Here is a 26,090-nt window from a genome sequence, read left to right as displayed (position 1 = left end):
GCTCCGCCATGTCACACGCGGGTCGTCAGGCGAGGTGGTTGCCGCGGGGACGAGGAGCGAGGCGTCGGAGCGATGCTGGTAGCGAGACGCTTGCCCGGCGCGACGTGCGCCTCTAGCTTGAAGCCATGCAAGCCAGGACGCTTTTGGCCGCAGCCCTGGCAATCGTCCTTCTCGCCGGCACCGTGGGATGCGCTACCGGCGGAGGGTCAGCCCCAGGGGCTTGCGTCCCTCGTGTAGAAGTGAGCCCGAAGAGCGCTGCACCAGGGGAGACCGTCACGCTGTCGTCGGAGGACATCTGCGAGACGGCACCGCCGGCGAATGGGTGGACAGTCGAAGTGGGGCACGTCGGCGACGGTGATCCGGTCTACTCGGTGACCACAGTGGACACCTTCGACGGTCTGTTCCGGTTTGAGCTGACGTTGCCGCGGGACTTCCCAACGGGCGAGGCATACGCCGGTGTCGCCGACTGGGACACGAGCAACTGCGCCGACAGCGGCAGCTGCGCGAGCCCAGGCGCCACCTTCCAGGTTGCTGACTAGCTGGGGCGGCGGAAAGTCAGACGGTCGTCAGGCACGACGGTCACCGCGGGGACGGTGGGTGGTGCGGGTGGCGAGTCTCTACGTGCGGGCGGTCACGAGGACAATGAAGTGAGACGGCGGGTACGACTCCTGCGTGAGGACGTAGGCGGCGACCACGCGCGAGGAGTTCGGCGCCCCCGACGAGGCGTTCCCATCTCCGGGGTCAAACCTCACGGCGAAGCCAGCCTCCTCGACGAGCCGTTGAGCCTCGAACGTGTCCAGCCCGCTCAGGTCGTGGTCGCTGAGGAACGCCTGCGCTGCGTCACCCTCGAGGTCGACTTCGAGGTAGTCGCCCGAGGGCTCCGCACCCGGTTCGTCAGGCACAGGCGGCATGTAGAGGTCGTTCACGCCCGGTGTCGCGCAGGCCGACAGGGACAGGGCGGCCGCGAGGGCGACGACGGCGGTCAAGCGGTGACGTTTCACGGGCGGCTCCAAACGGTGTCGGGGCGGGCAGCGGAGAGCGGGTCGGTGAGCGGTGCGGGTAGCGAGCCGGCTAGGAGCTCGCCCAGGCGAAGGCAGCCGCACCGATCAGCAACATCGCCAAGCACACGACCGCGGAGACGAGCCCCAGGACGATGCTGCCCGCCTTGAGGTCCCGCATGTGCCTGATGCTGACGACGATCCCTACGAACGCCAGGATCATCATGACGACGGAGATGCCCACGAGCTGATCCTGACATGGTTCGGCGGGGCCCCGGCGCAGGTCTTGCCTACGACGACCTGAGGCCTTGCACGTAGGTCAAAATCTCCATCCCCAGCGTCGAGTCGTGCGGCCAGGAGTCAGAGATCTGCTGAGCCAGGGGAGCAAGCCGCTGAGCACGCACCTCATTGTCCGTTGCCTCGCGGGCCAAAAGCAGCATGCGGCGCGCCGCGACCAGGTAGGGCTCCGGGAAACGACTCGAAGCCGCTTCCGCCATTGCCGCCTCAGTACCCGCAATGAGTCGGTCCAGATTCATGGTCGTCAGCGTAGGACGAGCCCTAGGCGTGCGGCGCGAGCAGCAGGGGCGGGGGAGGATTGAGGCCCCAACCCATGGGCGGGCAGGCCCCAAGGCGGTGTCTCCTTGGTGGCCCCGCGGGAGGCCGCCATGGCGTTCAGGCAGACGGCCGCCTGGACGTGACGGCGCTTAGCGTTCTGGTACCGGGCAAAGAGGAATGCCGGGCCGGTGGCTTAGGAACGCATGAACCACGAACGACCGCTCGACCTCGCTACCGCGAAGGACGTGCGCCGGGTAAGTGCGCGGTCTGGCTAACGGACATGCGACCGTCGCCCCCGTGCGCTCCGACTATTCAAGGAGCAGCGCCACAGCTCGGTCGTCATGCATGGCACGGCTAGCGAGGCGGTAGGCGGTGTCAGACGGGGACGCCGGGGATCGTTATGAGCGCGATAGCCAGCGCGGCCGCCACGGTGCCCAGGATGACGATCACGACTCCTGGTCCAGCAGTGCCACCGTCCCGTCGCCGCACGATGATGACTCCGCCGACGATGCCGACGAGACCAAGGACGAGCAGGGTAATGGCGAACACCAAGGGAGGCCTTCCGATTGTCGGGATCAGGGGTGGCAAGTTGTGGCGGTAGGCGTGGAGTCAGACGGCCGTCTCTGGGCCTAGGCGGGGTTGGCGCGGGCCGCATCAGGGCCGTCGAACGTATCCTCAAGCGCCAGTGCTTGAGCGTAGAAGACTTGGCTCACGATGCTTTCAACTTGTTGACGTTCCTGCTCGGTCATCTCGAGCCAAGGCTTTTGGGTGGCGCCAGCTCGGACTCGAAGGGCTACCCAATGTCTGGCGGCCGGTGTGACTTGCTGCTCGATCATCGGCGGCAGGCCGCTGGCCCCTGGTGCTCGGTCCTCACGCATGAGCGTGTCCCTTCGCTTAGTGCTTTCAACTGAGATCGATCCGTTCGCCCCTCGAAGGCGGTTCATGTGAGGGCTGGGGAACTGGCGCCGGTGGGCGCCCTCTCTCCACGTTGTCGAGACAACCTGAGCGTGACGTGATTGTGGTGATAAACGGGGAAATCACCGGTAAAACGCCACGCCTTGAAGTCACGACCACGAAGTAGACACGGCCTGCGCAGCCACCGGGAAGTGGGTTGCCGTACACCCGGATGGGACTCGGGACGATTTGACCGTGGCCAGGCTTTGCGACATTGGCGCGGCCTGAAGTCGATGAACGTCGCGAACTCACTTTCTTAGGCGTCCGGTCGCACAAGGCTGAGATGGAAGAGGAGCTCGTCCCATCAGGAGGTCTTTACTTCCTGCCGATGAGGCGCTCTAACCAAGCCTCCCAGGACTCATCTCGGGCTTAGAGCTGACAAAAATGCCTCTTGAACAGGGATTTCCTTGAGTCGTAACCAAAACACCAGAAAACCACTCCAGAGCACATACCTAGGGAGGGGGACTTGGGGGAGGGAGGAGGGGAAGCAAGGCCCGAACCCCCTATCTATCTATCCATAACTAAATCTTGGTTTTTTGGTTATTAGTAGGTAAAGGGGCCTCAGATCCCCTGGAAATCAAGGGTCTTGTCTCCCAGAGGCGTCTGGGAGCGTTGGTTACCCGTGGTTCAGCCGAAGCACGTCCCAGCCGTCCTCATCGAGCCCGCACAGAGGAGGCATGACCACCTCACCCTTCATCCACTCCTGGGCCGCCGATGCCCACTCCTGGCTCACGGCCTCGACCTCCTCTATCGCAGCCCACGTAGCGCCCCTCGTCGCTCGTGCTCGCGGCTACCGGGCCGTCACCGAGCGCGAAGCGAAGAGGTTCGCCCGCGAAGAGAGGGTCGGCAACGCGAACTCTCACCGGTACCAGCAGATGAGCGCGCGGCTGCGAACCGACGACCTGCTCGTCGTTCCTGCCTTCTTCGCAGTCGCCGTCGCTGACGCCGCACGGGACGGCCGCCCACCGATGCCGTCGTGTCTGTTCGGACTGACGGATGCTGCGCGCTACGAGATGCCGCCCCTGTTCCTCGCCGGGAATGCCGTCGACCTCGACTGCCACCCTGCGCTCCCGGAGCACGCCTTGACTGGAACGCCCATCCTCGTCGTCTCCGGCATTCTGACCAGCGACGCCATCCTGACCGCCCAGCTCCTTCACGCCGGTGTCCACCGCCACGAGCTCGAAGTCACGGCCGATGAGACCGTCCACGCTGCTCGAGACCGCCTGCGCGACCTCATCACAGAGCACGTGCCTCGAGACGACCTAGTTCTCGTGCTAACGGTCCCCGCCGGGACCAACCTGTCGCAGACGCACGTCTGGGACCGCTTCGCGGAGCCCTCCCGCCCCGTCATCATCGGACTGGAGAGCGACCGCGGTGACGACTGGGCGACCTGGCACGCGCGAAACACGCTCCGGGGCACCATCGGCGCAGCCGGCATGAACCCCGAGAACCTGAACGCCGGGCCTGGCGCAGGAGTCACAGACCACACCGTTCTGGGCGACCTCTTGACGGTGGGATGGACGCAGCTTCGCAACGACACCACGGCCGCTTTCCCTCCTCAGCCGATGCGTCCCCGGACCGCGATGACCATCGGCACCCGCCTGGTCGCCGACGACGGCTACAGCGTCGAAGTGCTCGTCGAGGACCCCATCGACGCGTACGGTCGGCCTGGAGCGCGTCGATGGGAGACGGAGACCCGCATCGGCGGCAGGGTGGTCAAAACGGAGACCTATCGTGCCCCGACCTATCTCGAGCGCGAGACGGGAATCCTGGACCCGGCTAACGAGGTCGGCGACAACAGCCGCGTGACCATCGAAGCCTCCTGGCTCTCTGCCGACGGGAGCCCCCGCGTCGAGTACGTAACTGGGCCCCTGAAGGTGCTGAACTACCCGCCGAACCGATGGGATGCAGACGGTCACGCCACGTTCTCCAAGGCGCTGGGCCTCCTACAGCACCCCGAGTGGCCGCCCGTCAAGCATGGACGGGAGTGGCTCTCAGCCGTCAAAGCCAACGACGCCGCGAGCTGCACCCAAGCGACGCGATGGACCGCCATGGGCTGGGTCCCCACGCCCGGCACGGACGTCTGCTCCTACATCTCCGGCCAGACCGTCATCACGCACCGGCCCGTAGACGCCGCCCGAGTCCTCTCGGGCGTCACCGAGGACCGCCTCAACGGCGCCAGCCACTTCACCCTGCCCGAGGCCGACAGCGCCCCCTTCAGCGACACCTGGACTGCCCGCGTTCGCGAAGACATGGACTCACTCATCGAGCACTACATCGACCTCGCGCCCTGGACGGACAAAGGCACCGCCGGCACGGTCCTCGCCGCCGGGCTCCGCTCCTCGAACCCCCTCCCCACCACGGTGGTCCTCTACGCCCAGGGGCCATCCGGCACGGGGAAGAGCTGGACGGCATCCCACATCATGGGCTTCCACCAGGCACGCAAGACCTGGACCGGGAAGCACCTCCCCGGCAACCTCACCGACACCTTGACTGCGACCGAACTCGCCCTCGCACACGCTCCTATCTGGGTGCTCGATGACCTCGCCCCCTCTGCCAGCCCGCAGGAAAGCACCCGGCAGCAGGCCGCCGCAGGCGACATCATCCGCAACGTCCACAACCAAACCGCCAAGCGCCGTTCGAGTTACGACCTCAAAGCGCAGCAGACCTTCACCCCCCAGGCGCTGCTCATCGTCACAGCGGAGAACCCGGCCACGGTTGCGTCCGTGCGTGACCGGACGCTCGTTCTCAACTTCGACGTCGGCAGCCTCAACTCGCCCGCCGTCGACGCGATGGACGAGTTCCGAGACAAGAACCTGGCTGCACCCCGCCTCCTCGTGGCAGCTGTGCAGATGATGCAGCGGCGCGCGTCGGAACTCGGATGGGCCGGACTTGTCGCGGAGCTCGAAGTCGCGCGGACGGAGGCGAAGGTAGCCGTGCGGCGCCGAACGGCCACGCTCAAGCTCGGGGACAAGTCACCGGAGCGTCACGTGGAGATGACCGCGGACCTGCTCCTGGGCCTCGTGCCGCTTCGCCAGCTCGCCGAACGAGTCGGACACACCCGCATGCTGGAGCTCCTGGCCCCGGGGACCCCAGGCAGCTTCGTCGATGGTGTCATCAGCGTCGGCACCCAGTCGCTGGCAGAGATGGCCGAACAGAGCCCCGGGGCCATCGCGCTCGAGAGCATCATCTCCGTGTTCCGCCAGGGCAAGGCTCACCTCGAACTCGAGGACACCCCCGGAGACAAGCCCCTGCCCAACGGGTCCGACGCAGCCAACCGGGCCCTCGGATGGAGCGCCGACGCCAACGGCAAGCTCCGCCCCCTCGGCATCCGCATCGGCATCCTCACCCGTCGTCGGAAAGGCGGCCCGAACGACCTGGTCTACATCGACCACAACGCCGCCTTCGAAGTCCTCAAGTCCACCTTCCGCGACACCTTCCCCCACGGTTCCACCGCGAGGGGAACGCTCGGTCAGCTGGGAAGCGAGGGGTACTGGTACCCGGGCATCAACGTCACCAGCTGGAACATCAAGCTGCGCCCGGGGAAGACCGACCGCGGGATTCCGCTCACCCTCCAGACGGTCCTCGGAGAAGAGATGCAGCAGGTCGAACACTGACAGACGCAACGGCAAGAAATGCGCCGCACACGTAGGGCGCATGACAACCAACAAGCAGTCACGAGACCAAGCCGGCCGATTTGACGCGGCGATTCACAGCCGACCCGAAGTCCGCCTCGCCCTCGAAGCGTCTGAGTACCGGGGCCCGAACGACCGCCGCAGCTACGACACCTACGCACGCGCAGCGAACGCGACCGGGGGCGCCGTGTTCGCTGCCTTCGCAGATGCATCGACGCACTACGACTGGAGCCTCGCCTTCGATCCAGAGTGACCTTGCATACAACTCCGTCTGTGTCTCTCGTCGGGCCGCAGATGGTCACTTGCGAGCGAGCGGCTTGGGGCACCGCTCCCGATGCTAGCTAGCATCTGGGTGCTAGCTAGCATCCGGATGCTAGCTAGCCCGTATGCAGAGCGCTGCTGAGCCCGTCGCTGTCGGAACGGTGGCATCGGCGCTATCGGTCCGTGTTTGCAGGCGAGACGTAGCAAGCTAGGAGACTCTCGACGAGCCGTAGACGATCACTTGCGAGCGAGCGGCTTGGGGCTCCGGTCCCGATGCTGGCTAGCATCTGGGTGCTAGCTAGCATCTGGATGCTAGCTAGCATCTGGGTGCTATCCAGCATCTGGATGCTAACTAGCCCGTAAGCAGAGCGCTGCTGAGCCCGTCCGTGTCGGAACGGTGGCATCGGCGCGCTAGGTGCGCGTTTGCAGGCGAGACGTAGCTAGATAGCACCTGCCTACAAGGCTTGACGCTCGCGTGTGAGCACCGATCGGCTGTCGGAGCGGCAACCGAACTCTGCCGTAGGAGGGTGACCATATGCGCCGCAGCGCAGCGCTCCTCCCAGGGCTCTTGGCGGGCTGCTAGCCGCGGACCGACAGACGCCGGGGCCACCAGCCTGCTGTCCGACACGGCGATACATTGCACGGGGCGTCTCCATCGGCGAAGATCGCGTTTCGGGCAATCACTAGTGAAGAGAGGGAGAACATGGCGAGCGATGCTCTCCAAGAAGGACAGCATTTCGTTCGCAGCCTCGGCACGACTGGAGACAGCATGGCCGTCTGGGGTGCGGACGATATGTGGGCTGCGACAGGCTGGTCTCTGCTGACCGTGGACGTCGGCATGAAGGGCGGAACACCACTCGGCACCCTCACCTACATAGAGACGACGAGCAGTCGAACCACGGACGTGGCGGTTCGGTGGGACCATGTGCACGACCAGCTTCAATGTTTCGTCATCGACCGAGAGACAGCGCGTATGGAGCGCGAGGTCATCGAGCGAGATGCGCGGGCCCGCATCGGAGCCCTCCTTCGCATCAGCGCCGAGGTGGGATGGCGCTTCGCATCGAGCAAGATTTCAAGGGCCGACATCTTCGAGGCGGCAGGGCTCTCGACGGTCGCAGTACGAAGTTCTCCTGCCGAATGCTACGGAGACGTCTAGGTCGCATTTCCTCGTCTGGACACCGCGATGCATGTTTGTTTCGACCCCGCATCGTCCATGAACAAGGACCTTGGGCCGGTAAGCAAGTCTCAAGGCTGAAAGCTCATCTCGCATCTGTCACGACAACCGGTTCGGCAGACGGTGTGCCAGCCGGGGCGACGATCCCCACGCCCTGTCGAAGCCCACCTCGACCAGGAGCGGTGTGTGTCTGCCACCGGTGAACTGCGCCCACCGATACCCAACTCCGCCCTTGGCATAGGGCTAAACGACCAGGTAGCCGGCTCGAGCTGAACCGACCCGGTCGACGAGCCCGCGGACGCCTGGCCATGGCGTGGATGCTGGCAGAAGTTGTCGCGGCAGGGGGCGTCGCGGACCCAAGAAGACGTCCGACCGGATTCAACCCGATGAGCGGGTCGTGATTGGACCGCCTACGCTCCGAACGGATGCAACGCTCCACAAGTGGAGCGTTGCTAGTCTCCCGGCCGGATCCGCGTCTGTGTGAGCCGGTCGACCACCTGACTCGGCAGGCACCCGTTGTCACCAAGGACGGCACGGACATGCTTCCTCTGTTCGGTCTCGGACATGCGCCCGGTCGCTGCAGCCAGAAGGTGCATCCAGACAGCGGTTACGTCGCCGGCTATTCCGAACACCACCTCGGGCGGCGTCAGATAGACGTAGGGATTGGCGCCTGAGGCATGTTCAGGGTCGACCGCAAGCCGTTCCGACAGGAGTACGACCACGCTGCCCGCGGGCGCGTGGTCGGCGCCGCGGTCATGGGCAAGCTGGTCGAGCTGCGTGTTCGCCTGACGGATGTCTTTGGCGGGGAGCAGCCCGTCTTCGCGTTCCTCGGACTTCGCTTCGACGGTAACCCACAGCGCGGTGCCCCATTCCCACGCGGAGTCGCAACGCGCCTGTCCTTTCGGCTTTGACGCCGAGGCGCCCAGGTACTTGCCTAGGATCGTGAGCCCCCGCTCGTACCTTGCGGCCTCGTTCTGCGCGAGCGCAGCCTGCATCTCCGCGAGTTCAGCCGTGATGGCGCCCGGACGCATGCGGCCCCGAAGGCGCGCGACGATCTCGTTCACGGCAACCACATCCATCGGAGAGTCCTCAACCTCGCCGCCGGCTGAGAGTGGCAGCATCTCGCGCAGCCAAGTTCCGCGGTTCGCTGCGAGGCCCGCCTCGCGGACAAGTTCGCGCGCCCGCGCCCGCTCCGTTTCGTCCTTCGCTCCGAGATGCAACCAGACGCCTGCGAGATAAAGCAGAAGGCCGCGGTAGCCGCGAGTCGCTTCGGGCCCGACGTGGACCACTGCCTCTCGGATCTTTCCGCTCGCCCCGATCCAGTCGCCGCTGTACGCGAGGTTCCAGGCATCAACTTCAAGCGGCGCCGCCTTCCCGAGCGGCTCCGCTGCCGGGGGCTCGATCTTGAAGGCGTCTTCTCGGAACTCCGAGACCATCTCCTCGCCGTTCTCTCGCCATTCCTTGTCGTGCGCGAGGAACGTGGCGACGTTCTCGACGACGACGTCCGGATTTGCACCGCGGCTATTGGCCCAGCCGAACTGAACTTCTGCTTGGACTTCGGGCTCGAGAGCCGAGATGTTGTCTTGCCGGCTAAAATACTTCGTGATGTCCGCGCCGCGGACGATGACAACCGCGTAGTCGTTCGGACCCCGGGTGCTTCGTCCGGCGCCCTGCACGATACGAGTCCTGATTCGTTCTGACAGCGCCGCGTTAGCCTCCGCGCGTTCGCTGAGGAACTTCTCTTGCAAGCCGACGGCGTCCGGCTTGCCGTCGAGGACGACGATTCTGCACGCGTGGTCAGGGAGGTCCATGCCGTCGTAGCGGTTCGCGAGCCCGAGTATCCCGGTCTTCGCTTTGGCGAATTCCTCAAGGCCCTTCTGCTCCAGCTCGTCGCGGCCGAGCACGGGGACGTCTTTGCCTGCGAGCGACTCCGCGGTTGCCCGAGCGCGTGCGACGGTGTCCTGGCTGAGGACCAGCGCCTTGTCGGTGAGTCCTACGAGGCGTTTGGTGAGGGCCGTCCCGTCGCCCCCGGCGGCCAGGTCGGGGAAGACGAACAGGCGCCGGCCGGATCTCGGTGGGGTCTTGCCGGGCAGCGGCATTCGTGTGACTTCTCGGCGGCCGAAGGCACGCTCGAGCTCTCCGCCTGCACCGAGAGTCGCGGACAGGTAGACGCGCTGTCCAGCCTGCGTGAACACCTTGTTCTCGAAGGTGGGCGGAATCATCGGACGTATCTGGATGCCGCCGTAAGAGAGGTAGACGAGGCATGAGGCCAGTCCAGCGCGCACCATCGATAATTGGAACTTGTATGGTTTCGCAAGCTTGGCCAGGGCCGCATCCAGCGCGGCGAGCGCGTCCGGATCTGCCGCCGGGAGGATCAGCCTCACCTGATGATGCGCGCCGGGGTCGGGGGCGCTTTCAAGCCGTTGGAGCAACAGGCCGGAGAGGAAGGGCCTCAGGGCGGCTAGCACCGCCAGATAAGCGTCTTCATCGGCCGACCGCCGGATGTCAACGCCGTATTCGTGCCCGACGAACTGTTCACCGGCATGGGCGTCGTCAAAGATGACGAGTCGGGGGACGGGCACGTGGGGATTGCTGTTGAACATCGCGCTGTACGTCGTGACTCCGATGGCTTCGGAGCTCTCGACGGCTGTCTCGTCAGCGAGGTTCCAGCTCGTGTGGCTGCCGATGAGGAGCGCGACCGGTACGCCTTCGCGTTTCGCCGCGGCGGCCACCTGCTTCGCGAGCTGCTTCGTGGGCGTCGCGTAGAGAACGGGGCCTTCTCCTTTGCGCCGCACCCACTCTCCGATGAGCAGGCCCGGGAGCGTCTTGCCGGTGCCTGTCGGGAGCTCCAGAGCTAGGTCCGGCGTCGTCTGATGCTTCTCGGCATACGCACGGATGACGTCGCCCTGATGCAGCCAGAGGGACGGAACGGCTTGGCTAGTTCGAGGGAGCGCCCCGCGGAGGTACATCTCCTCCGGCGTCTCGAAATGCTGAGGAGCCTTCTTCGCCTTGCCAACGAACGCCATCGTGAACTCCTAGGGGCAGGCCCCGCGTCAACGCGCAGAATAACTGCGCGAGACACATTCTCACGTATGCCGTCCCTGCGCCGGGACCAGGGGCGGTCAGCGCCGCAGCTGTGTAATCCTCTCGATGATCTCCGTTGCGCGTGCACCAATCATGTGATCGTCGCTGATCACAAAACCAGTGTTCGTGAAGAACTTTTCCCGCTCCTCATGCCTAGACGATTGGTCGACAACCCCCGCCACGTACGCGCACCGGCGCGCGAGCGCCTCGTCGGCGAACGCCTCCAGCAAGTCCAACCCGACGCCACGCCGCCGCGCGGTAGGGGTGACGTAGATGCGAGTCAGGAATGCGTGCGGACCGGTAGGCAGCTCGAGGGAATCGAACGAAGGGTTGTCCCGATAATCGAACCCGAACGTGCCTGTGACGACTCCTTCGATGGCGCCGTCATTCCAAGCGACCAGGTCGAGGTGGGGAGGTTTCGCGCTCCGGTACCAGTCAGACGTTCCGGAGGGCAGGTCGCCGGCCGCCGACAGCATTGAGACGAGCTCGGGGCGATCGGCCGGGTGGATCGCACGTACAGTCACAGGACCAGCAGAACACGTGAACGCGCGCCGCCGCTACTCGAACCCTGCGCCGACGGTCCGCAATCGATGCGGTGAGAGCCCGCATCGAGTGTCACATCGATTCTCTTTTCTCAGGGTGGACCTGATTGTCGTGGAACCCGTGCGAGTCGACACGCTATGACCTGGTAAGTAAATCCTTGCCTGCGCAGTTCTTTCGCTTGTGGCACTTCGGCTCCGGACAGCGGCTGCTTGCCAAGAGCAAGGCCCAGTGTTCTCAGGTGCCGTGAAACTGTGACTCTGTGCCCTCCACACGTCGGCCCGGGTCTTGACCGAGCGCAGTTCCCCCCGACTTTCTTTCGCCGCGTGTAGCACCAGCCTGGCCTTCCCGGCGACTGCGACCCCGTTCTTAGCAGGTCCACAAATCCCGCCGGATAGCCTGTAGCTTTTAGTTTAGGCTAGGCGGCTTCCGGGGGAAGCGTCGTATCGGCCTTAGGGGGAACCATGAAACTAACGTCAGTCTCGATCTCGAACTTCAAAGCCATCAAGGAGGCGGAGCTTGAGATAGCCGACTTTAACGTCCTTGTCGGCAACAACGGCTCCGGAAAGAGTTCAGTGCTGCAGGCCCTCCACTGGGCGCTCCAGGCCGTCAGGCACCCCGAGGTGAAGCCAAGTGCGGATCCCGCTAAGGGCTCGACACTTTCCGAACGTGACGCCATCTACACACCCTCACCCGACTATTTGGATGCGGGCCAAGGTGCCAGGTACGGCAATAGCGGCAAGGTGCGGCCCCAGTTGGATCTGAACCTGGGGGCAGTCATGGACGACGGGGAGACGCTAACTGCGCATATGTGGATAGCTGCTGCTCGCAACGAGGGCATCTCGGTTAACGCCCCCTCGAAGAATCAGGTCGTTTCGACCATTCGTGATCGCAAACGTGAGATCAGCGCCTACATCCCCGGAGTCGCCGGTATCGCGGCATCGGAGGAGAAGCGCTCCAAACTCGTAGTCCATCGGTCCGCCGCAGCAGGAGATGCTAACACGATGCTTCGCAACGTGTTAGCGCTACTGGACGCGGAACACGATGGCGAAGCAAGTCTGCTCCAGAAGGTTCAGGCGTACGTCTCGCAGGTCGTCGGAGAAGTCTCGTTGCGAATTGACTTTAATGAAGATAAGGACACCAGCATCAAAGCGCAGTTCCAAACTGAGCAGATTAAATCCCTCGACCCGAAGCGTTTCACGCCTCTCGAATTCGCGGGAACGGGACTGCTGCAGGTGCTCCAGATCTTCGCCTATCTTGTCTACTTTCGTCCTCGATTGTTGCTGGTTGACGAACCCGACGCCCATTTGCACCCGTTAGCACAGGAACGATTGATGCGGGTGTTGGCGGGTGCCGCTCTCGAAGAGGGCGCCCAGGTAATCCTCACGACTCACAGCCCTTCGATAGTTCGAGCGCTACCTCCGGAAGCCAAGGTGATCTGGATGAAGGACGGCACGGTTCATCCCGAAGGCGACACAGAGGGACGTGCGTTGATGGGATGGGGTCTGCTCGATCGGCGCGTTCTGCTAATGACCGAAGATTCCAACACTGGCATGCTGCGCAACCTTCTGGCTCAGTGGCCGGACCTGGAACGAGTCACTGCCATTTGGCCCCTCGACGGAAGCTCCAATCTACCTCCCGCCTCGGCAATGAAGGGGCTTGAGAAGTTGTTCGGCAAGAGCATCCCAATCGTGCTCCACAGGGACCGCGACTTCATGATGCCGGCCGAGTCGACAGCTTTTAGCTCTCCATATGAAGAAAACGGATTAAGAATCTGGCTGACGCAATATTCCGACGTCGAAGCCTACTGGGCGCACCCTGATGTCGTTGCCGCCCATTTTAACGTATCTCGTGACGTCGCCCAGGCTGTGATCGACCGTGCTGTTGAGTCCGCGTCTCAGAATCAGAAGGGTCTGAAGGAGCGTCGGAGGAAGAGGAACGATGCCTTATCAAAGTTGAACAGAAAAGGTGACCTCGAGCACTACAGCGACGTGAGTGTTGCCGCTGAAACGGAGGCTGACGGCCCGCAATTCGGCATCTTAGGGAAAACGATAACTGCGCAGATCCGTGAGTCTGCGCAGAGCAAAGGCTTAGTTGGTAGCGGGACGTTCGGCAACACGGTGCCTGCTGCTTCGCGCGACCGAATGGCCCTTGACCTGAAAGCAATTCTAACGGAAGCGGCAAAATGACGGGAGTCTTGTCTCACTGAGCCACTGGTTACTCAGTCTGGCTCGCTAAAACCCGTCACGATTGCGCTGGGTTGTCGAGTGGTTTGTAATCGACGCAGCCCACGGTTCCCCAGAACGCGGCAGGGCCGTGGTCCGAGTCCGCAAACAGTAGATCGGGGATTTCCGCTTCTGGCTTCTCGAGGGCCGGCATCCCGAGCCAGCGACAGCGTCGATGAAGAATCTCGCGTAACTCGAGATATACAGTTTGTGTCGCGACCCGATCGGAGTGCTGGCCGCGGTATTGTCCCAAATACGGCTATTAAAGTTCGAAAGAAAGCGGGTTGTCTCCTCGCAGTCTCCCTGGACCGCGATGTGGCATTCCCGGCGCCGACTCGGTGTGCACTAGGTCCACCTAGCTCGCAACCGAGGCGTCGCGCTTGACTAGGGGAGGTCCCTCGTAAACCTGGTGAGACGCGCGAGGATCTCCGGCCACTCTGTCGCCCCGACGACGTCGGAGGCGTGGATGCCGATATTCATGGGCGAAAACCTCTCTTAGCCAGGCGGCGGGGTGACGAAGAGGGTCGCCGTTTTGGTGACTCGCCCGCCGAGGAAGCGGGCGATGCCGATCTGGTACACCGAGCCTCGGTTGGCGTTGGCGGTCTCGAAGTCGAAGCTCATGCGGGTGTCCTCACCGGGCGCGCTCGGTGCGCGCTCGCCCCGGGTCCCATGCGCGGCAGCCGCTACTTGATGTCCTCCACCGACCAGGTGATCGAATGTGCACCGCCCATGGTGCGCCGCCCGCGGTCCTTCTTGGCGTTCGTGTAGCCGACCTCGGTGACCGTGGACCCCTGCGGGGCGAGGAGGAGGGCGCACACGTCAGCTTCGTCGCCGGCGGCGAGGGCTGCCTTGATGGGGCCGCTGCTGTCCGGGCACACCTCCCACGACTCGCGAGACTGGCCACCGAGGATGTCGCGCTGCCGGGCGGGTCCCTTCACGAGGCCGTCGTCGGTGCCGATCGCCCACATCTGGTTCTTGAACATGCCGGTGCTGTCCCCGTCATCCTCTGGCTGCTCCCAGGTGCCGTCGACCACCTTGACGGTGAACCGGGCGAGATACGCGTCCTGGTCACCGGCGTCGAGCTCCCACGACGTAATCGTCTCCTTGGACACCGGCTCGAGGGACTCGGCGGTGATCGAGACGGTGCCGTCCTCGAACTCGCTGGATCCCCACAGATCCGTCTCGAGAGGCTGCCCGAGCGTGGTCTGGGGTCCGGAGCACCCCGCGAGGAGGAGCAGGGCGGTGGCGCCGGCGGTCAGGGTGGCAGCGAGTCGTCGTTTCATGGGGTCCTCGGGTCTCGAGTGGCGGCGGTCGCCGGTCTCATGCGCGGCAATCAGGCAGCGCCGACGAGCTCGCGGACGTGCTGGTACAAGGTCGCCTCCGAAGCCTGGCGACACATCGCCTGGTCCAGGCCGAAGCCCCGCGGTGGTCGCACCCGTCTGGTCCTCGGGGCTCGAGCTGTGGCGGTGCCCACATGACGCCCCCGAAGGCGGGCTTCCGCGCCACTGAGGCCGGCCGCCAGGCTGAGGGCATGTCCTGGGGGAGAAACATCACGCTGTCCGTCGTCGCGATCGCGCTCACAACCACGCTCGTCAGCTGTTCGGCGGCCGCCGACACGCTGAACGAGCTCGCGGCGGCGCCCCCGACAGCAACAGCCACTCCCGAAGCTCTCGAGGGTGACCTCAACGGCGACGGGAAGCTCACCACCTTCGAGACGGAATGGCTCGCCAAGACCAAGGCGGACGCTGCTGTTCGGAACTACGCCCTGGCGGACGGCACCGTCATCCAGGTCGACCCGTCGCAGACTCTTCCGGAGCAGGTACGCAACGACATCGTCGCGCAGTTCGCGGAAGACATCGCGGTCACCACGTCCTCAGTCGAAGGCGATGTGCGAGACGCACGCCGGCAGGTCATGATCGATCGCGTCAACCAGGTGAAGGCCGCAACCGGTCGAGACGTGATGGTCGTCTATCCGTCCCTTAGTCTCAGCAGCCCCGACGCCGGCAAGACGGACACGCAGATGGTGTGGTCGAGCGTGAACAGCGCACCTGAGGACGGCAACCCCTTCACCGGCCCCGCCTACGACGTCGATCGAGACGCCTACATCGCGAAGGCCACCGAGGTCGCCGGAGACAAGTACGACGTCATCGTCCTCGGCTGACGCCGACGTCTAAGTCAGCCGTCCGGCAGGGCGTTGCGCGCGCCGTGCCGAGCGCGACCTTCCGACCCTCTTCGCCAACGTCGAGGTCTACCGCCAGGCGGCCGCAGAAGGCCGCGAGAACGCGGACCGGCTCCACGATGTCGCCACGGCTTACACGGCTACCTACTCGGCGCACAAGGCCAGCTACGAGGGCATGAAGGCCGAGGTGGCGGAAGCGCGCGAGCGCATCGACATCCTGCGCCGCACGAGCGAGTCCGGCGACCACGCGACGTGCTTCTCCTGCCAGCAGCACCTCACCGCGGGCGACGCGCAGAAGCTCATCGAGGCTCAGGAGGCGGCCATCGTCGTCCTCCAGCAGCGCATGGACGAAGCTCGGACCGCTGCCGTCGCAGCGAAGGAGCAGGCGGCCGAGTACGACGGCTACCGCCAGCAGCAGCTCGCCGCCGTGCAGCAGAACGACGACGCGGCCTCTCAGCAGGCGCGCGCAGTGTCGGACGCCGAAGCCCTCATCGCCAGCCGCGCCGAGCGGGAGACGAGCGACGCACGCGCCGTCGAGATGATGACCGAAGCCGGGCGCGAGGAGGCGGCCGTCCTCGCGGCGGCCACCCCGGGCCCACACCGAAACCATGGCCGCGGCCGCAAGCGCCGAGGCCGCCGCCGTCCGCGAGGCCCAGGCCGAGCTCGACGCCGCAGCCCCCATCGTCGTCGCCACCGCGCAGCCGTCCGACGAGGAGACGGCGCTCGAGCACGCTGTGACCGCCGCGGAGGCCCTCGCTGCATCGGAGCTCGCGCAGGTGGATTCGGCTCGGGAGGAGCTGAGCAAGGAGCGCACAGGCCTCCGCGAGGAGGCCAGCCGCTACGCCGCTGAGACCGCACGCCGCTCCGAGGCCGTCAGCCAGCGAGCCGCGCTCGAGGAGCGCCTGACCGACATCCGCCGCGACCGGGGAGTCGCCGTCGTCGACCGTGACCTGCACGACCAGCTCCGCACCGCGTACAGCCCCGCCGGCATCCCGGCCATGGTCCTGGCCGGCATCATGGAGAGCCTGAACGAGGCGGTCAACGCCTCGCTCGAGCGGCTGTCGAGGGGGCAGCTGACGGTGTCCATCCGCACCACTCGCGGGACCGCCAAGGGCGCCGCCCAGAACCAGGTGTCCGTCTACGTCGAGACCTCCGAGGCGGGCCTGCTGGCTTACGAGTCCCTCTCCGGCGTCAGAAGTTCCGCGTCGACGTCGCCATCCGCATCGGCCTCGCTGAGGTCATCGCCCGGGGTACCGGCACCCCGATCGAGACGTTCCTACTGGACGAGGGCTGGGGCACGCTGGACGAGTCGGGCATCACCAACATGGTCTAGATGCTCTTCCGCCTCTCCGAGGAGGTCAACCTCATCACCGTGTCGCACATCGGAGATGTCCAGGACGCGTTCCCCTCCCGGGTCGAGGTCAGCATGAGCGGCGCCGTGAGCTCCGCGCAGGTGATCCGCTCCTAGCGCCGGAAGCGGCGGAGGTCTCCCAGCGAGGTCGACAGGGGCACCTGAGCCGCTTCCGGCGCACGGTATTGTTCGACGGCAAGTGGAGGATCTTCGGGGTGCTGAGATGACGAGTGGGTACGCAGGCGACCCGAACAAGGGCCCAATGTCGGCCGACCTGTTCGGGACCTTCACGAACGTCCGGCCGCGCTACGCGCGCGATTCGAGCGGGCATGTCACGGCCTACGACGTCGAGCGAGATGGAGTCGTTCTGGGGCGGCTCTGGTGGGACTCCACAGTCGACGCCGCGAGCTACGTCCCCTCGCCTTCGCAGGGCGATATCGCGATGAACGTGGGCATGGGCTGGATGCGGAGGCTGTCGGACGCGAAGGCTCGGGGCCTCCCCGTGCAGGAAGCCGTGGCTGAGTTGCTCCTGCCGGGAGCTGTCCCTAAGCATTTCGGGGCGCTCGCTCCCGGGTCGCGTCGCGAATTCACGTCCCCGGACGAGGTCCGGATCTTCTAACTTGGCAGGGCCCGGTGGTAGCGAGCCGGCCCGATGACGCCCATCGCGGGGCCGTCGTTCGGCCCCGACATGCTCGACCGTCGAGCGGCTAGACGAGCTCGAGAGCTGACAGGCGGCCCGTGTGGCGTGGTGCCCTCGACCCTGCCTCACGCCTGCAGGGCGAGCCGCAGGCCCCCAATCGTGCATCTATGCCCTAAAATCGGCCCTGCGCTAACCACGAATAACCACGGATCACCAGAGCTTGGTTACACATAAAAACCCCTTTGACCAGGGGTTCTTCGTCAGAATTACCATGAACCACGATTTCGGCGAGAAGTGGATGTATAGAGCCAGGGGATAGAGAGACGTGAAGGTATAGGACCAGCCCCTTAAGTAGTAGTAGTAGAAATCGTGGTTATTTTGGTTAGAGAGAGAGATAAGGGCCTTGGATCCCAGTGACTGGGCGGAAGTTGCTGTAACCAGAGCTCTGGTAATTCGTGGTTATTCGTGGTTAGCCGTGGTTCAGGGTTTCACCGGCCCTTCGCGCGCCGATTAGGCACCAATGTGCCGCGCATGAGCCGAGCATGACGCGCCGCACGAGCACCCTCGCCACCCGCACCGCTGCCCTGGCACTCGCGCTCGTGGCCCTCACCGGCTGCACGTCGACGGCCCTCGCCACGACCGACCCCGCCAAGCAGGAGACGGTCGCCGCTCCCGCGACCGAGGTGCTCGACCTTCTCGAGACGCTTCCGGTGAAGGGCAAGTCGCCCATGACCGGCTACACCGGCAACCGCGAGGCTCTCTTCGGCGCTGCCTGGCTCGACGTCGACAGCAACGGCTGCGACACCCGCAACGACATCCTCGCCCGGGACCTCGACGACACCCGCACCAGCAACGGCTGCGACATCGTCGACGGCATCCTCCACGACGCCTACACCGGCGAGAGCATCCCCTTCGAGCCCGGCCACGTCATCCAGATCGACCACCGCGTCAGCCTCGGCAACGCATGGGCCACTGGTGCCCAGCAGATCTCCTACGACGCCCGCGTCGCCCTCGCCAACGACCCGCTGAACCTCATCGCCGTGAAGGGCAAGGCCAACCAGCAGAAGTCCAACGGCGACTACGCCACCTGGCAGCCGAAGCAGAAGCCCTACCGCTGCGAGTACGTCGCAGCCCAGGTGCAGGTCAAGGCCAAGTACGAGCTCTGGGTCACCCCGGCCGAGCACGACGCCATGGTCACGACGCTGAACACCTGCGGCGCCTCCGGCTCGCTCCTCGCCCCGACCCCCGCCCCGTCCACCGAGGTCCCCGCGCCCGAGACTCCGGCCGCCGACGAGGCAGCTTCCGCCACCGTGCACCCCGGCGGCTACTGCGCCGAGCCGGGCGCCATTGGTGTCGCCGCCACCGGCAAGACCTACACCTGCGGCAAGGCTGGCGCCGACGCCAGCGGCCGGTTCCACTGGAACGCCTGACCGCCGCACACGTAGGTGGCATGACGAGCTTCGAGGTCCAGCACCCGCGCGCCACCGACGGCACCTTCGCCACGAAGGACCAGGGCGCCCCCGAGGTTTCCCTCAACGGCTGGCCCGTCGCAGAGGCCGCGACACGTTCCAGCATCTGGTCCGATGCCCTCGAGCGTGGAACGGCCGATCGCGCGCCCGTCGGCTCGGCGCAGACCGCCGCCGCCCTCCGGAACACCCGCGGCGAGGCCGACGGCGCCGTCCGCCGCGTCATCCTCCGCGCAGACACCCTCGGCCAGCGATCGACCACCCGCGACTTCGACGTCGTCGGCCCCAGCGACGGCCGACCCATCCTCGTCGACGTCCGCGGAGGCATGTTCCGCCTCAAGGTCACCTCCGGCCACGCGATCGTCCGCGCCGACTCTGGGCACGGCAACGTCGTGACGGTGAGCGACGGCGCCACGGCTACCGTCCTCGTCGAGAACGACCGCAAGATGAGCCTCCGCGCCGAGCACGGTTCCGTCGTCGACCTCTTCGCCGGTGTCGATGCCCGCGGCTACCAGCACGTCGAGGAGGGCGCGCTCGTCACTGCCCGCGGCCACCTCGAGCGGATGAGCGGCGACTTCACCACCGCCTGAGCGTCGCCGCACACGTACCAGGCATGACCTTCCTCGAAGCAGACCACCCGCGCGTCGACAACGGCACGTTCACCGACAAGCCGCAGACGTCCCCGGAGGTCAGCCTCGGCGGACCGGCGAAGGACTGGGGCACCGTCACCGTCAACGAAGGCTCCCGCACCCCGTGGGGTACCGCCGACAGTGTCACCGACATCGCCCCCGGCATCGTCTCCGTCGGCACGCCCGGGCACGGCGGCCTCAAGCTCAGCCGTGAGCGTCGCGCCGCCATCCCGAAGCCTCTCCGCGACGTCGCCGGTATCTGGTTCGAGGAGGACTGTGAGTGGTGGATCGTCGCCATGCACCACCCCGAGGCCTTCCCGCACATCGAGGACGGCGTGGCTGAGAAGCGTGTCCGCAACTGGTTCCCCGACGCCTACGAGGCGGCAACCGGTACGACGATCGCGCCGGGGGAGTCCGACGTCCGCGACGAGGCTGTCTGGGCCGAGGCTCACGAGAACGACTTCGTCCTCATCTCCGCCAGCATGGACGACGACCGTCCCGGCGTCGTCCGCGTCATCGGCCGCCGCGCCTCCGACGGCACCCGGCAGACCTTCTACGTCCCGAAGGATGAGCTCGATGCCCGCCGTCTCGCAGCGGAGCCTGGCCAGGGGCACCGCGTCATCCTCGACCCGGCCAGCGACGAGACCTCCGGGCCCGACGTCGAGCCGGAGAAGGTGCCCACCGTCAAGCACGCCGGCTACAGCACGCCGGCGACGCCAGGAGCACGCGCCCGGCTCGCCACCGACCTCGCCAAGCGCTGGCGTCGTGACGACGGAACCGTCGAGACGCTTGAGGACATCCGGGGTTGAGCACGACAACGTCCGCCGAGACTGCAGCACACGACCGGTCGCCAGCGCCGCGAAGCCGAGCCTCCTGTGCGAACCGAAGACGCCCCACCACCGCGGTGAAGCGCACTCGTGCGCCAACCGGCACGACATCAGCCTGCGCTACCGAGGCCCCGAGCGTGCCAACGCCCGCACCGTCCTCGGCGACGTCGTGAAGCGGGCCCGCACCACCGACCTCGCCTCGAGCGACAGCCTCGACGACCTCGACGTCGACGGGCCAGTGCTCGTCGACCACCGAAGCGCACCGTTCACGGGCGGCTTCTGGCACTAGACCTCAGCCCTCGGGCTGCAGCCCGTCGTCAGACGCCGTGACCTGGCTAGCTCAGCGGCAGAGCACCTCCCTGGTTCGGAGGAGGCGCTGGGGTCGGCACCCAGGCAAGGCTCCATGCGGGCGTGACGTAATGCAGACGTGCCGGCCTGAGTAGTCGGTGTCCTTCGGGGCGTGCGGGTTCAAGTCCCGCCGTGCGCACAGGGCCAGCTCGAGCCTCGATCGAGCATCCGGGTGTGGCGCAGCTTGGTAGCGCACCTCGTTCGGGACGAGGGGGTCGCCAGTTCGAATCTGGCCACCCGGACAAGCTCGGCCGGTCGTCGGAACTCCGACGGCAGTCCGATCCGATTCAGCCGGACGCCTGCGGTGGGCGAAACCACCGCTCCATGCCTTCGTAGCTGAGATGGATTAGCACGTGACTCGTAATCACGGGAGGTCGGCTCGATACCGGACCGGGGGCACCAGCATCACACCGCGCATCTCACGCGGGGCCGTACCGGCTCCGGCTCCTATCCGGCTCGCCGTAGCGGATGACGCGGGTTCGACTCCCGCCGGCCCCACCACCCTCGCGCCATGGACGGCGCCCGATCCCGCCCAACGAAGGAGCGATCATGACCTTCACCCCGACGACCCTCACCCCCATCAGCCAGGCCGGCATCCTCAGCGCCATCGGTCGTAAGGCCCCGGAGCAGATCCGTGAATGGTCCGCCGCGGACACCGACCGAGCGTGGGCCCTCGACGTCGCTGACAAGCTGGCGGTCTCCGGCTACGTGACCCTCGCCGACGTCACGGAGGACGAGCTGGTCGACATCACCCGGACCGTCTGACGCAGCGAGCTTCGGCCCGCCCGGCGCCTCAGCTTGCGAGTGCTCGCGCTCGCGCATCACGGAGCCACTCCCACACCGCAGGCTTCGTTCGGCCGGAGAAGCCGCTGTCGGTCACGTCCACCACAACGATGTGACCTCCTCGGGTGTGCTCCGCTAGGTCGTCGGCGAGCATGCGCGCGTCGCCACTGCTGAGCAGCAGTCGCACGGACTTCTGCACGCTGATCCACTGCCCCTCCGACTCGGGCAGGTAGCCGTGGTTGAAGAAGTGCCGGATGCCCTCATGACCTTCGCGGTCGAGGTCGTAAGTGATGAGGAAGACGCGAAGACCCATGCCAGGAACGTAGCGCCTGCATGGGGATCTACCAGCTACTGCGCGCTCGTGGCCCAACGGACACGGCATCTGCCTACGGAGCAGAGGATTGGGGGTTCGAATCCCTCCGAGCGCACCACGACAGGTCCCGTCTGTCGCCCCGCACCCCGGTGCGGTCTTGCCTGCTGGGGTAACTGGCATCCCGCGCGATTCTGGATCGTGAGACTCCTGGTTCGAGCCCAGGGCAGGCAGCTCTCCGTGCACACGGCACGGACCCCTCTGGCGACGTTCCCGATTGGTCAGGGCTCGGTCTGCAAAGCCGCTGGAAGCGGGTTCAATTCCCGTCGTCGCCTCCACCTCTTCATCCACTGCTGTCGCGCCGCACACGCATAGCCACACAGAGACAGGGAAGAGAAGGACTTGGGGCCATGACGTCCGTAGTCGTACTGAACGCGAGCTTCGAGCTGCTCGGGATAGTCCCGCTCCGCCGAGCGATGACCTACCTCGTCCGCGAACGTGCGGTGATCGTCGAGTCGGTCCCGGGCGCCTCGATCCGGTCGGCTGAGGCCGACTTCCCGCTCCCGCGCGTCGTCCAGTTCCGGGAGATGGTCCGCGTGCCGTACCGCTTCCGCGCGGCAACGTGGTCGCGCCGAGGCGTCCACGAACGTGACAACCGCACCTGCGCCTACTGCGGACGCAGCCGCGTGGGCACGACGGTCGACCACATCATGCCGGCGAGCCGGCTCACGCGAGTCGAAGCGGACACGTGGCTCAACACCGTCGCCGCCTGCCTCAAGTGCAACGGCTACAAGGCCAACCGCACCCCGGAGGAGGCCGGCATGCCGCTGCTCTTGCAGCCGCGTGAGGTCACCACGAGGGACACACTCCTCGTGGCCGTCACCGCCACCGGCGCCGACGTCGTCGCCCTGGGCCTCGTCGCGTAGCAGCGGCTGCCGGTCGCTCTAGGCTCACGTCATGGAGTGGACACGCGCAGGGCTGACGGCGGCAGGCTTCCACGGCTTCGTGCCCTTCGCGGACCTGCCGGCGTCGCCCGTCCCGCCTGGCGCCGGCACCTACGTCGTCGTCCGGCCTGATGCAGGACCACCTGTCTTCCTCGAGGCGAATGCTGGCCGTGTGGTGCCCGGCCGCCGGCACACCGAACCCATCACGACCCTCGAAGCAGCATGGGTCACGGGCGCTGAGGTCGTCTACATCGGCAAGGCCGACCTCGGCTCGAAGGGCGACCGAGGCATCGCCAAGCGCCTCGACGAGTACCGGCTCCACGGTGCAGACCTCGGCGGCAGCCACAACGGTGGCCGCTACCTGTGGCAGCTCCGAGACAGCGCCACCCTGCTCGTGGCCTGGCAAGAGAGCGCCGACGCCCGCGCCACCGAGACAGAGATGCTCGACGACTTCATCGACCAGTTCGGCAAGCTCCCCTTCGCCAACCTCACGAACGGCCGCAGATCCCGGCACAGCCGCAGCCGTCCGCCTCGCGTAGGAAAGGCGTGATCACGCGACTGGATATGGACATTCATTGGGCCGCGGGATATGGCGCGTGAGTTTACGCGACTGGCCTGGGTAGGCCGTCTCCATGTGTCATAGGTGGGCAGCTTCAAGGGAACCCGTGCGCAGGTCGCCATGGTCCACCAATCTCGACGGACCCTGTTACGGGTTAGCCTCTGCGAGAACTCGTGACGCTGAGCACGAACAGATTGACAGTCGACAACGCAAATGTGGCCTAATCGCTCACGATCGCGATCACATTTGGTCTTGCTCAAACCGAGGATATGCACGGCCCATGCTCCGCGCACAGTCCGAGCTTTGTGTTGGTGTGGTGTTGGTGACGGGCTGCGCATCACCGCCTTCTCTTGCACGCAGCTGCACTCCTTACCCCGGAAAAGCGGCAGTTCTGCGCAACTACAGGCAAGAACCTAGGCCCCACGCCACGTTTACACCGTGGATGTCATCGGTTCGAGCCCGGTAGGGCCCACCGCAAAAAATCCTGTTCAGCACACATGTGCTGGGCCCAAGGCGTTCCGCTGCACTCCAGGTCGCCGCCCCGTGTCGGTGTGGTGTTGGTGAGCCCGACTGTCGCGCTACAGGCGATGAAGGTGGACGACTGCGCGCGAGTGAGCGGTGTCGGGTTGGTCGCAGCCGCTCTCATGACACCGGGAGTAGACGTTCAGCCCGTTGTGCTCGCCCAAGTACTCGAAACCGCGGCGCTTGAGCGCTTTCGTAGAGGCGATGTTGCCCTCGGCTACACGAGCCGTCACGCACTGCTCTCCGAACAGATCGGCAACCTCTGCCGTTCCGAGGCCGAGCATTTCCCCGGCGATTCCTCGCCCCCAGTGTCGTGGCGCGACCCAGTAGCCGATTTCGACCGATTGCTCCCGCCGGGTCATCGTGAATAACCCGACAGGACGGCCGGCAGGACGACCTGCCTCGTCTACAACGAACCATCGTGCAGCACCGGCCTGAGTGACCTCGTCCTGTTGCAGTGCCGCTTGGGTCCGCTGGTCGATCTGCTCAGGGTCCAGGCATGACCGTCGCCGACGTGACGTATGACGCGCGGGTCCTGCGCCAGGGATGCAAAGAACGGCAGGTCATCCACCTGGAACGGTCGCAATGTGATGTCGGACGGCCCCTCAGAGTCGTCCGCCGGCGGCATGGGCCGCATCAGTCTGCGGCGACCCGTACCTGCACGCCGCCGGTAAGTGAGGCGAGTTCGCCCGGACTCAGCGGCACCACAGTGTGCGGGGTGCCGGCGGCAACCCAGACGGTGTCGTAAGCGGAGAGCGCGACATCGACTACGGTGCGAACCGGCGACGGGTGCCCCACAGGTGCCACCCCACCTATGGCTTGCCCTGTGACGGAACGGACCTGCTTCGCATTCGCCATCGCGATGCTGGTGGCTCCGACCTCGGTCGCGAGGATGTCCGTGTCAACGCGGTGCCGACCGCTCGTCATCACCAAGATCGGGTCGCCGTCCGCGAGGAACAAGAGGCTGCTCGCGATGGCCCCGACCTCGCATCCGAGCGTGGTCGCGGCGTCGACCGCGGTGCGGGTGGAATCCGGAAGCTCCCGGACGGATGCGGTGAGGCCCGCCTCACGCAGGTGTCGTTGAACGATCTGGCTGCGTTCGGGGAGCTGCTGCTCATCGGTCATGGTGGTCATGTCCTTCCTCGGTGCCGGTGCCAGTGCTGGTGGTCGGGTAGTGCATAACGAGGACGATCTGCGCAGGCCCGCCAAGTGCGCTGAAGCGGTGCGGGACGTCGCCGGCGTAGCGATGACTTTCGCCCGCGCCCAGCTCGAGCCCTCCGTCAGCTGGGCCGACGAGCACGCGTCCGTGGATGACGGTCACGGTCTCCTGGACGCCGGAAGCGTGCGGGACGGATTCCTGCACCTCCTCCGTGACCGTCGCTCGGTAGATCTCGACGCTTACTGGCTCGAGGTTCCACCGGTCGAGCAGGGCCGCGGTGACCGAGGTGCCGCTGACATGCGGGTCATCGGCGCTGTCGCGATCGGGCATCAGTGCCCCGAGCGGCGCATCCAGTGCCGTGGTCAGGGCGAAGAGTGTGTCAAGACGCGCTCCCCGGAGATCGTGCTCCAACTCCGAGATAGTGCCCTTGCCGACACCGCTCCGACGGGACAGTTCGGACAAGGACACGCCGTGGCTGGTGCGCAGCAGCCTCAGCCGTTCACCCATCGTCTTCGTCATGCAACCTCCGTTCTGTTTACAGAACGCTACCGCTCACTGTTCTCGATTGGCAACACCCACGTCCGGCTTGACCGTGAAACAGGGCTGTCGGCGGGCGGCCTGACGGGCAGCGAGGACACCGATCACGCAGCGCCGCGAAAGGGCCTTCCGAACTCACGGAGGCGCAGGGTGCAACCGTCGCGCGGAGGGACCACAGCGATGTTGGCTATGACTGCGCATCACCAGTCTTTGGTGGCAAGTCACCTCCATTTCTAGAGCGGAGGTCGCCGACGGCGTCGACGGTCGCCCATCATCACCCTGCGCTCGAGAATCCCGAGACGACAACAACGTCGTCTTAATAGGGCACGGGTCACCGCGAAGTCACTTGGCTGCCTGATGGACCGGTGATTCTGCTCGGGGTTTTCAAACAAGAACACCGAAGATACGGA

At 65.8% G+C, this 26,090-nt stretch carries 28 protein-coding genes and 6 tRNA genes; 21 read left to right on the top strand and 13 right to left on the bottom strand.

Annotated elements, in window-relative coordinates:
• The first annotated feature begins 239 nt into the window (after positions 1-239).
• Positions 240-539 carry a hypothetical protein gene (locus BIV04_RS01745; protein ID WP_143048500.1) on the top strand — a complete coding sequence of 100 codons (300 nt, stop codon included), beginning with the start codon at positions 240-242 and terminating at the stop codon, positions 537-539.
• Between the two features lie 78 nt (positions 540-617).
• On the opposite strand, the gene BIV04_RS01740 is transcribed toward BIV04_RS01745, so the two are convergent.
• From BIV04_RS01740 to BIV04_RS16965, 4 genes are all read right to left on the bottom strand, one after another.
• Positions 618-926, bottom strand: a complete 309-nt coding sequence (locus tag BIV04_RS01740) for a hypothetical protein (RefSeq protein WP_143048499.1) — start codon at positions 924-926, stop codon at positions 618-620.
• Between the two features lie 145 nt (positions 927-1,071).
• Positions 1,072-1,242, bottom strand: a complete 171-nt coding sequence (locus BIV04_RS16970) for a hypothetical protein (protein ID WP_177174740.1) — start codon at positions 1,240-1,242, stop codon at positions 1,072-1,074.
• A 46-nt stretch (positions 1,243-1,288) separates the two neighbouring features.
• Complete coding sequence (locus tag BIV04_RS01735) at positions 1,289-1,534, bottom strand: hypothetical protein (protein ID WP_143048498.1); 246 nt, start codon at positions 1,532-1,534, stop codon at positions 1,289-1,291.
• A gap of 394 nt (positions 1,535-1,928) precedes the next feature.
• The gene (locus BIV04_RS16965) at positions 1,929-2,102 is read right to left on the bottom strand and encodes a hypothetical protein (protein WP_177174739.1); all 174 of its coding nucleotides are present in this window, start codon (positions 2,100-2,102) and stop codon (positions 1,929-1,931) included.
• A gap of 1,082 nt (positions 2,103-3,184) precedes the next feature.
• Between BIV04_RS16965 and BIV04_RS01730 the strand changes: the two genes are divergently transcribed.
• The 3 genes from BIV04_RS01730 to BIV04_RS01725 all read left to right on the top strand — a co-directional run bounded on the left by BIV04_RS01730 (position 3,185) and on the right by BIV04_RS01725 (position 7,559).
• The gene (locus BIV04_RS01730; RefSeq protein WP_071253596.1) at positions 3,185-6,124 is read left to right on the top strand and encodes a hypothetical protein; all 2,940 of its coding nucleotides are present in this window, start codon (positions 3,185-3,187) and stop codon (positions 6,122-6,124) included.
• Between the two features lie 40 nt (positions 6,125-6,164).
• Entirely contained in the window at positions 6,165-6,395 is a 231-nt protein-coding gene (locus BIV04_RS16630; protein WP_143048497.1) for a hypothetical protein, read from the top strand.
• Positions 6,396-7,172: 777 nt separating this feature from the next.
• The gene (locus BIV04_RS01725) at positions 7,173-7,559 is read left to right on the top strand and encodes a hypothetical protein (protein WP_071253591.1); all 387 of its coding nucleotides are present in this window, start codon (positions 7,173-7,175) and stop codon (positions 7,557-7,559) included.
• A 470-nt stretch (positions 7,560-8,029) separates the two neighbouring features.
• On the opposite strand, the gene BIV04_RS01720 is transcribed toward BIV04_RS01725, so the two are convergent.
• A complete protein-coding gene (locus tag BIV04_RS01720) occupies positions 8,030-10,603 on the bottom strand; it encodes a DEAD/DEAH box helicase (RefSeq protein WP_071253590.1) in 2,574 nt (857 codons plus the stop codon).
• A 96-nt stretch (positions 10,604-10,699) separates the two neighbouring features.
• Positions 10,700-11,185, bottom strand: coding sequence for a GNAT family N-acetyltransferase (locus BIV04_RS01715; protein ID WP_071253588.1), 486 nt, complete (start codon positions 11,183-11,185; stop codon positions 10,700-10,702).
• Positions 11,186-11,665: 480 nt separating this feature from the next.
• On the opposite strand from BIV04_RS01715, the gene BIV04_RS16295 reads away from it, so the two are divergent.
• The gene (locus BIV04_RS16295; RefSeq protein ID WP_083396047.1) at positions 11,666-13,390 is read left to right on the top strand and encodes an ATP-dependent endonuclease; all 1,725 of its coding nucleotides are present in this window, start codon (positions 11,666-11,668) and stop codon (positions 13,388-13,390) included.
• Between the two features lie 531 nt (positions 13,391-13,921).
• Here the strand turns inward: BIV04_RS16295 and BIV04_RS17355 are convergent.
• Positions 13,922-14,047, bottom strand: a complete 126-nt coding sequence (locus BIV04_RS17355; protein WP_255364106.1) for a hypothetical protein — start codon at positions 14,045-14,047, stop codon at positions 13,922-13,924.
• Between the two features lie 62 nt (positions 14,048-14,109).
• On the bottom strand, positions 14,110-14,538 hold the full coding sequence (locus BIV04_RS01705) for a hypothetical protein (protein WP_143048496.1): 429 nt from the start codon (positions 14,536-14,538) through the stop codon (positions 14,110-14,112).
• A 419-nt stretch (positions 14,539-14,957) separates the two neighbouring features.
• On the opposite strand from BIV04_RS01705, the gene BIV04_RS01700 reads away from it, so the two are divergent.
• Entirely contained in the window at positions 14,958-15,587 is a 630-nt protein-coding gene (locus tag BIV04_RS01700; protein ID WP_143048495.1) for a hypothetical protein, read from the top strand.
• On the opposite strand, the gene BIV04_RS01695 is transcribed toward BIV04_RS01700, so the two are convergent.
• Positions 15,571-16,299 (bottom strand): Asp23/Gls24 family envelope stress response protein, encoded by a 729-nt coding sequence (locus tag BIV04_RS01695; protein WP_071253580.1) that lies wholly within the window; start codon positions 16,297-16,299, stop codon positions 15,571-15,573. The genes BIV04_RS01700 and BIV04_RS01695 overlap by 17 nt on opposite strands.
• A gap of 639 nt (positions 16,300-16,938) precedes the next feature.
• Between BIV04_RS01695 and BIV04_RS17350 the strand changes: the two genes are divergently transcribed.
• The 11 genes from BIV04_RS17350 (at position 16,939) to BIV04_RS01640 (ending at position 21,631) form a co-directional block, all read left to right on the top strand.
• Positions 16,939-17,073, top strand: a complete 135-nt coding sequence (locus BIV04_RS17350) for a hypothetical protein (protein WP_255364105.1) — start codon at positions 16,939-16,941, stop codon at positions 17,071-17,073.
• Positions 17,074-17,218: 145 nt separating this feature from the next.
• Positions 17,219-17,575: a hypothetical protein gene (locus tag BIV04_RS01685; RefSeq protein ID WP_143048494.1), complete on the top strand. Its 357-nt coding sequence runs from the start codon at positions 17,219-17,221 to the stop codon at positions 17,573-17,575.
• A gap of 563 nt (positions 17,576-18,138) precedes the next feature.
• On the top strand, positions 18,139-19,026 hold the full coding sequence (locus tag BIV04_RS01680; RefSeq protein ID WP_071253574.1) for an HNH endonuclease family protein: 888 nt from the start codon (positions 18,139-18,141) through the stop codon (positions 19,024-19,026).
• A 20-nt stretch (positions 19,027-19,046) separates the two neighbouring features.
• Positions 19,047-19,652 carry a hypothetical protein gene (locus BIV04_RS01675; protein WP_071253572.1) on the top strand — a complete coding sequence of 202 codons (606 nt, stop codon included), beginning with the start codon at positions 19,047-19,049 and terminating at the stop codon, positions 19,650-19,652.
• A 23-nt stretch (positions 19,653-19,675) separates the two neighbouring features.
• Positions 19,676-20,500 carry a hypothetical protein gene (locus BIV04_RS01670; RefSeq protein ID WP_071253570.1) on the top strand — a complete coding sequence of 275 codons (825 nt, stop codon included), beginning with the start codon at positions 19,676-19,678 and terminating at the stop codon, positions 20,498-20,500.
• Positions 20,481-20,807 carry a hypothetical protein gene (locus tag BIV04_RS01665; protein ID WP_071253568.1) on the top strand — a complete coding sequence of 109 codons (327 nt, stop codon included), beginning with the start codon at positions 20,481-20,483 and terminating at the stop codon, positions 20,805-20,807. The genes BIV04_RS01670 and BIV04_RS01665 overlap by 20 nt, the downstream gene beginning before the upstream one ends.
• A gap of 116 nt (positions 20,808-20,923) precedes the next feature.
• A tRNA-Leu gene (locus BIV04_RS01660) sits at positions 20,924-21,005 on the top strand.
• Positions 21,006-21,034: 29 nt separating this feature from the next.
• A tRNA-Pro gene (locus tag BIV04_RS01655) sits at positions 21,035-21,108 on the top strand.
• 84 nt (positions 21,109-21,192) lie between these two features.
• A tRNA-Thr gene (locus BIV04_RS01650) sits at positions 21,193-21,268 on the top strand.
• 23 nt (positions 21,269-21,291) lie between these two features.
• A tRNA-OTHER gene (locus tag BIV04_RS01645) sits at positions 21,292-21,367 on the top strand.
• Between the two features lie 48 nt (positions 21,368-21,415).
• Positions 21,416-21,631 carry a hypothetical protein gene (locus tag BIV04_RS01640; protein ID WP_071253567.1) on the top strand — a complete coding sequence of 72 codons (216 nt, stop codon included), beginning with the start codon at positions 21,416-21,418 and terminating at the stop codon, positions 21,629-21,631.
• A gap of 28 nt (positions 21,632-21,659) precedes the next feature.
• Here BIV04_RS01640 and BIV04_RS01635 read toward each other — a convergent pair whose 3' ends face one another.
• Positions 21,660-21,962 carry a hypothetical protein gene (locus BIV04_RS01635; protein WP_071253566.1) on the bottom strand — a complete coding sequence of 101 codons (303 nt, stop codon included), beginning with the start codon at positions 21,960-21,962 and terminating at the stop codon, positions 21,660-21,662.
• Positions 21,963-22,004: 42 nt separating this feature from the next.
• On the opposite strand from BIV04_RS01635, the gene BIV04_RS01630 reads away from it, so the two are divergent.
• From BIV04_RS01630 to BIV04_RS01615, 4 genes are all read left to right on the top strand, one after another.
• Positions 22,005-22,080, top strand: a tRNA-Arg gene (locus tag BIV04_RS01630).
• Between the two features lie 142 nt (positions 22,081-22,222).
• A tRNA-Cys gene (locus BIV04_RS01625) sits at positions 22,223-22,297 on the top strand.
• Between the two features lie 72 nt (positions 22,298-22,369).
• Positions 22,370-22,885, top strand: a complete 516-nt coding sequence (locus BIV04_RS01620) for an HNH endonuclease (protein ID WP_071253564.1) — start codon at positions 22,370-22,372, stop codon at positions 22,883-22,885.
• Between the two features lie 31 nt (positions 22,886-22,916).
• On the top strand, positions 22,917-23,453 hold the full coding sequence (locus tag BIV04_RS01615) for a hypothetical protein (RefSeq protein ID WP_071253562.1): 537 nt from the start codon (positions 22,917-22,919) through the stop codon (positions 23,451-23,453).
• Between the two features lie 587 nt (positions 23,454-24,040).
• Here the strand turns inward: BIV04_RS01615 and BIV04_RS17485 are convergent.
• The 3 genes from BIV04_RS17485 to BIV04_RS01600 all read right to left on the bottom strand — a co-directional run bounded on the left by BIV04_RS17485 (position 24,041) and on the right by BIV04_RS01600 (position 25,662).
• Entirely contained in the window at positions 24,041-24,481 is a 441-nt protein-coding gene (locus BIV04_RS17485) for a GNAT family N-acetyltransferase (RefSeq protein ID WP_369825279.1), read from the bottom strand.
• A gap of 139 nt (positions 24,482-24,620) precedes the next feature.
• Complete coding sequence (locus BIV04_RS01605; RefSeq protein ID WP_369825256.1) at positions 24,621-25,118, bottom strand: YbaK/EbsC family protein; 498 nt, start codon at positions 25,116-25,118, stop codon at positions 24,621-24,623.
• On the bottom strand, positions 25,099-25,662 hold the full coding sequence (locus tag BIV04_RS01600) for a helix-turn-helix domain-containing protein (RefSeq protein ID WP_083396045.1): 564 nt from the start codon (positions 25,660-25,662) through the stop codon (positions 25,099-25,101). Before BIV04_RS01600 ends, BIV04_RS01605 begins: the two co-directional genes overlap by 20 nt.
• Positions 25,663-26,090 lie beyond the last annotated feature (428 nt).

The organism is Frigoribacterium sp. MCBA15_019 (genome assembly GCF_001864945.1).
GTDB lineage: Bacteria > Actinomycetota > Actinomycetes > Actinomycetales > Microbacteriaceae > Frigoribacterium.
Note: the sequence above shows the minus strand (reverse complement) of the source record. Positions and strands in the feature narration are given on the sequence as shown.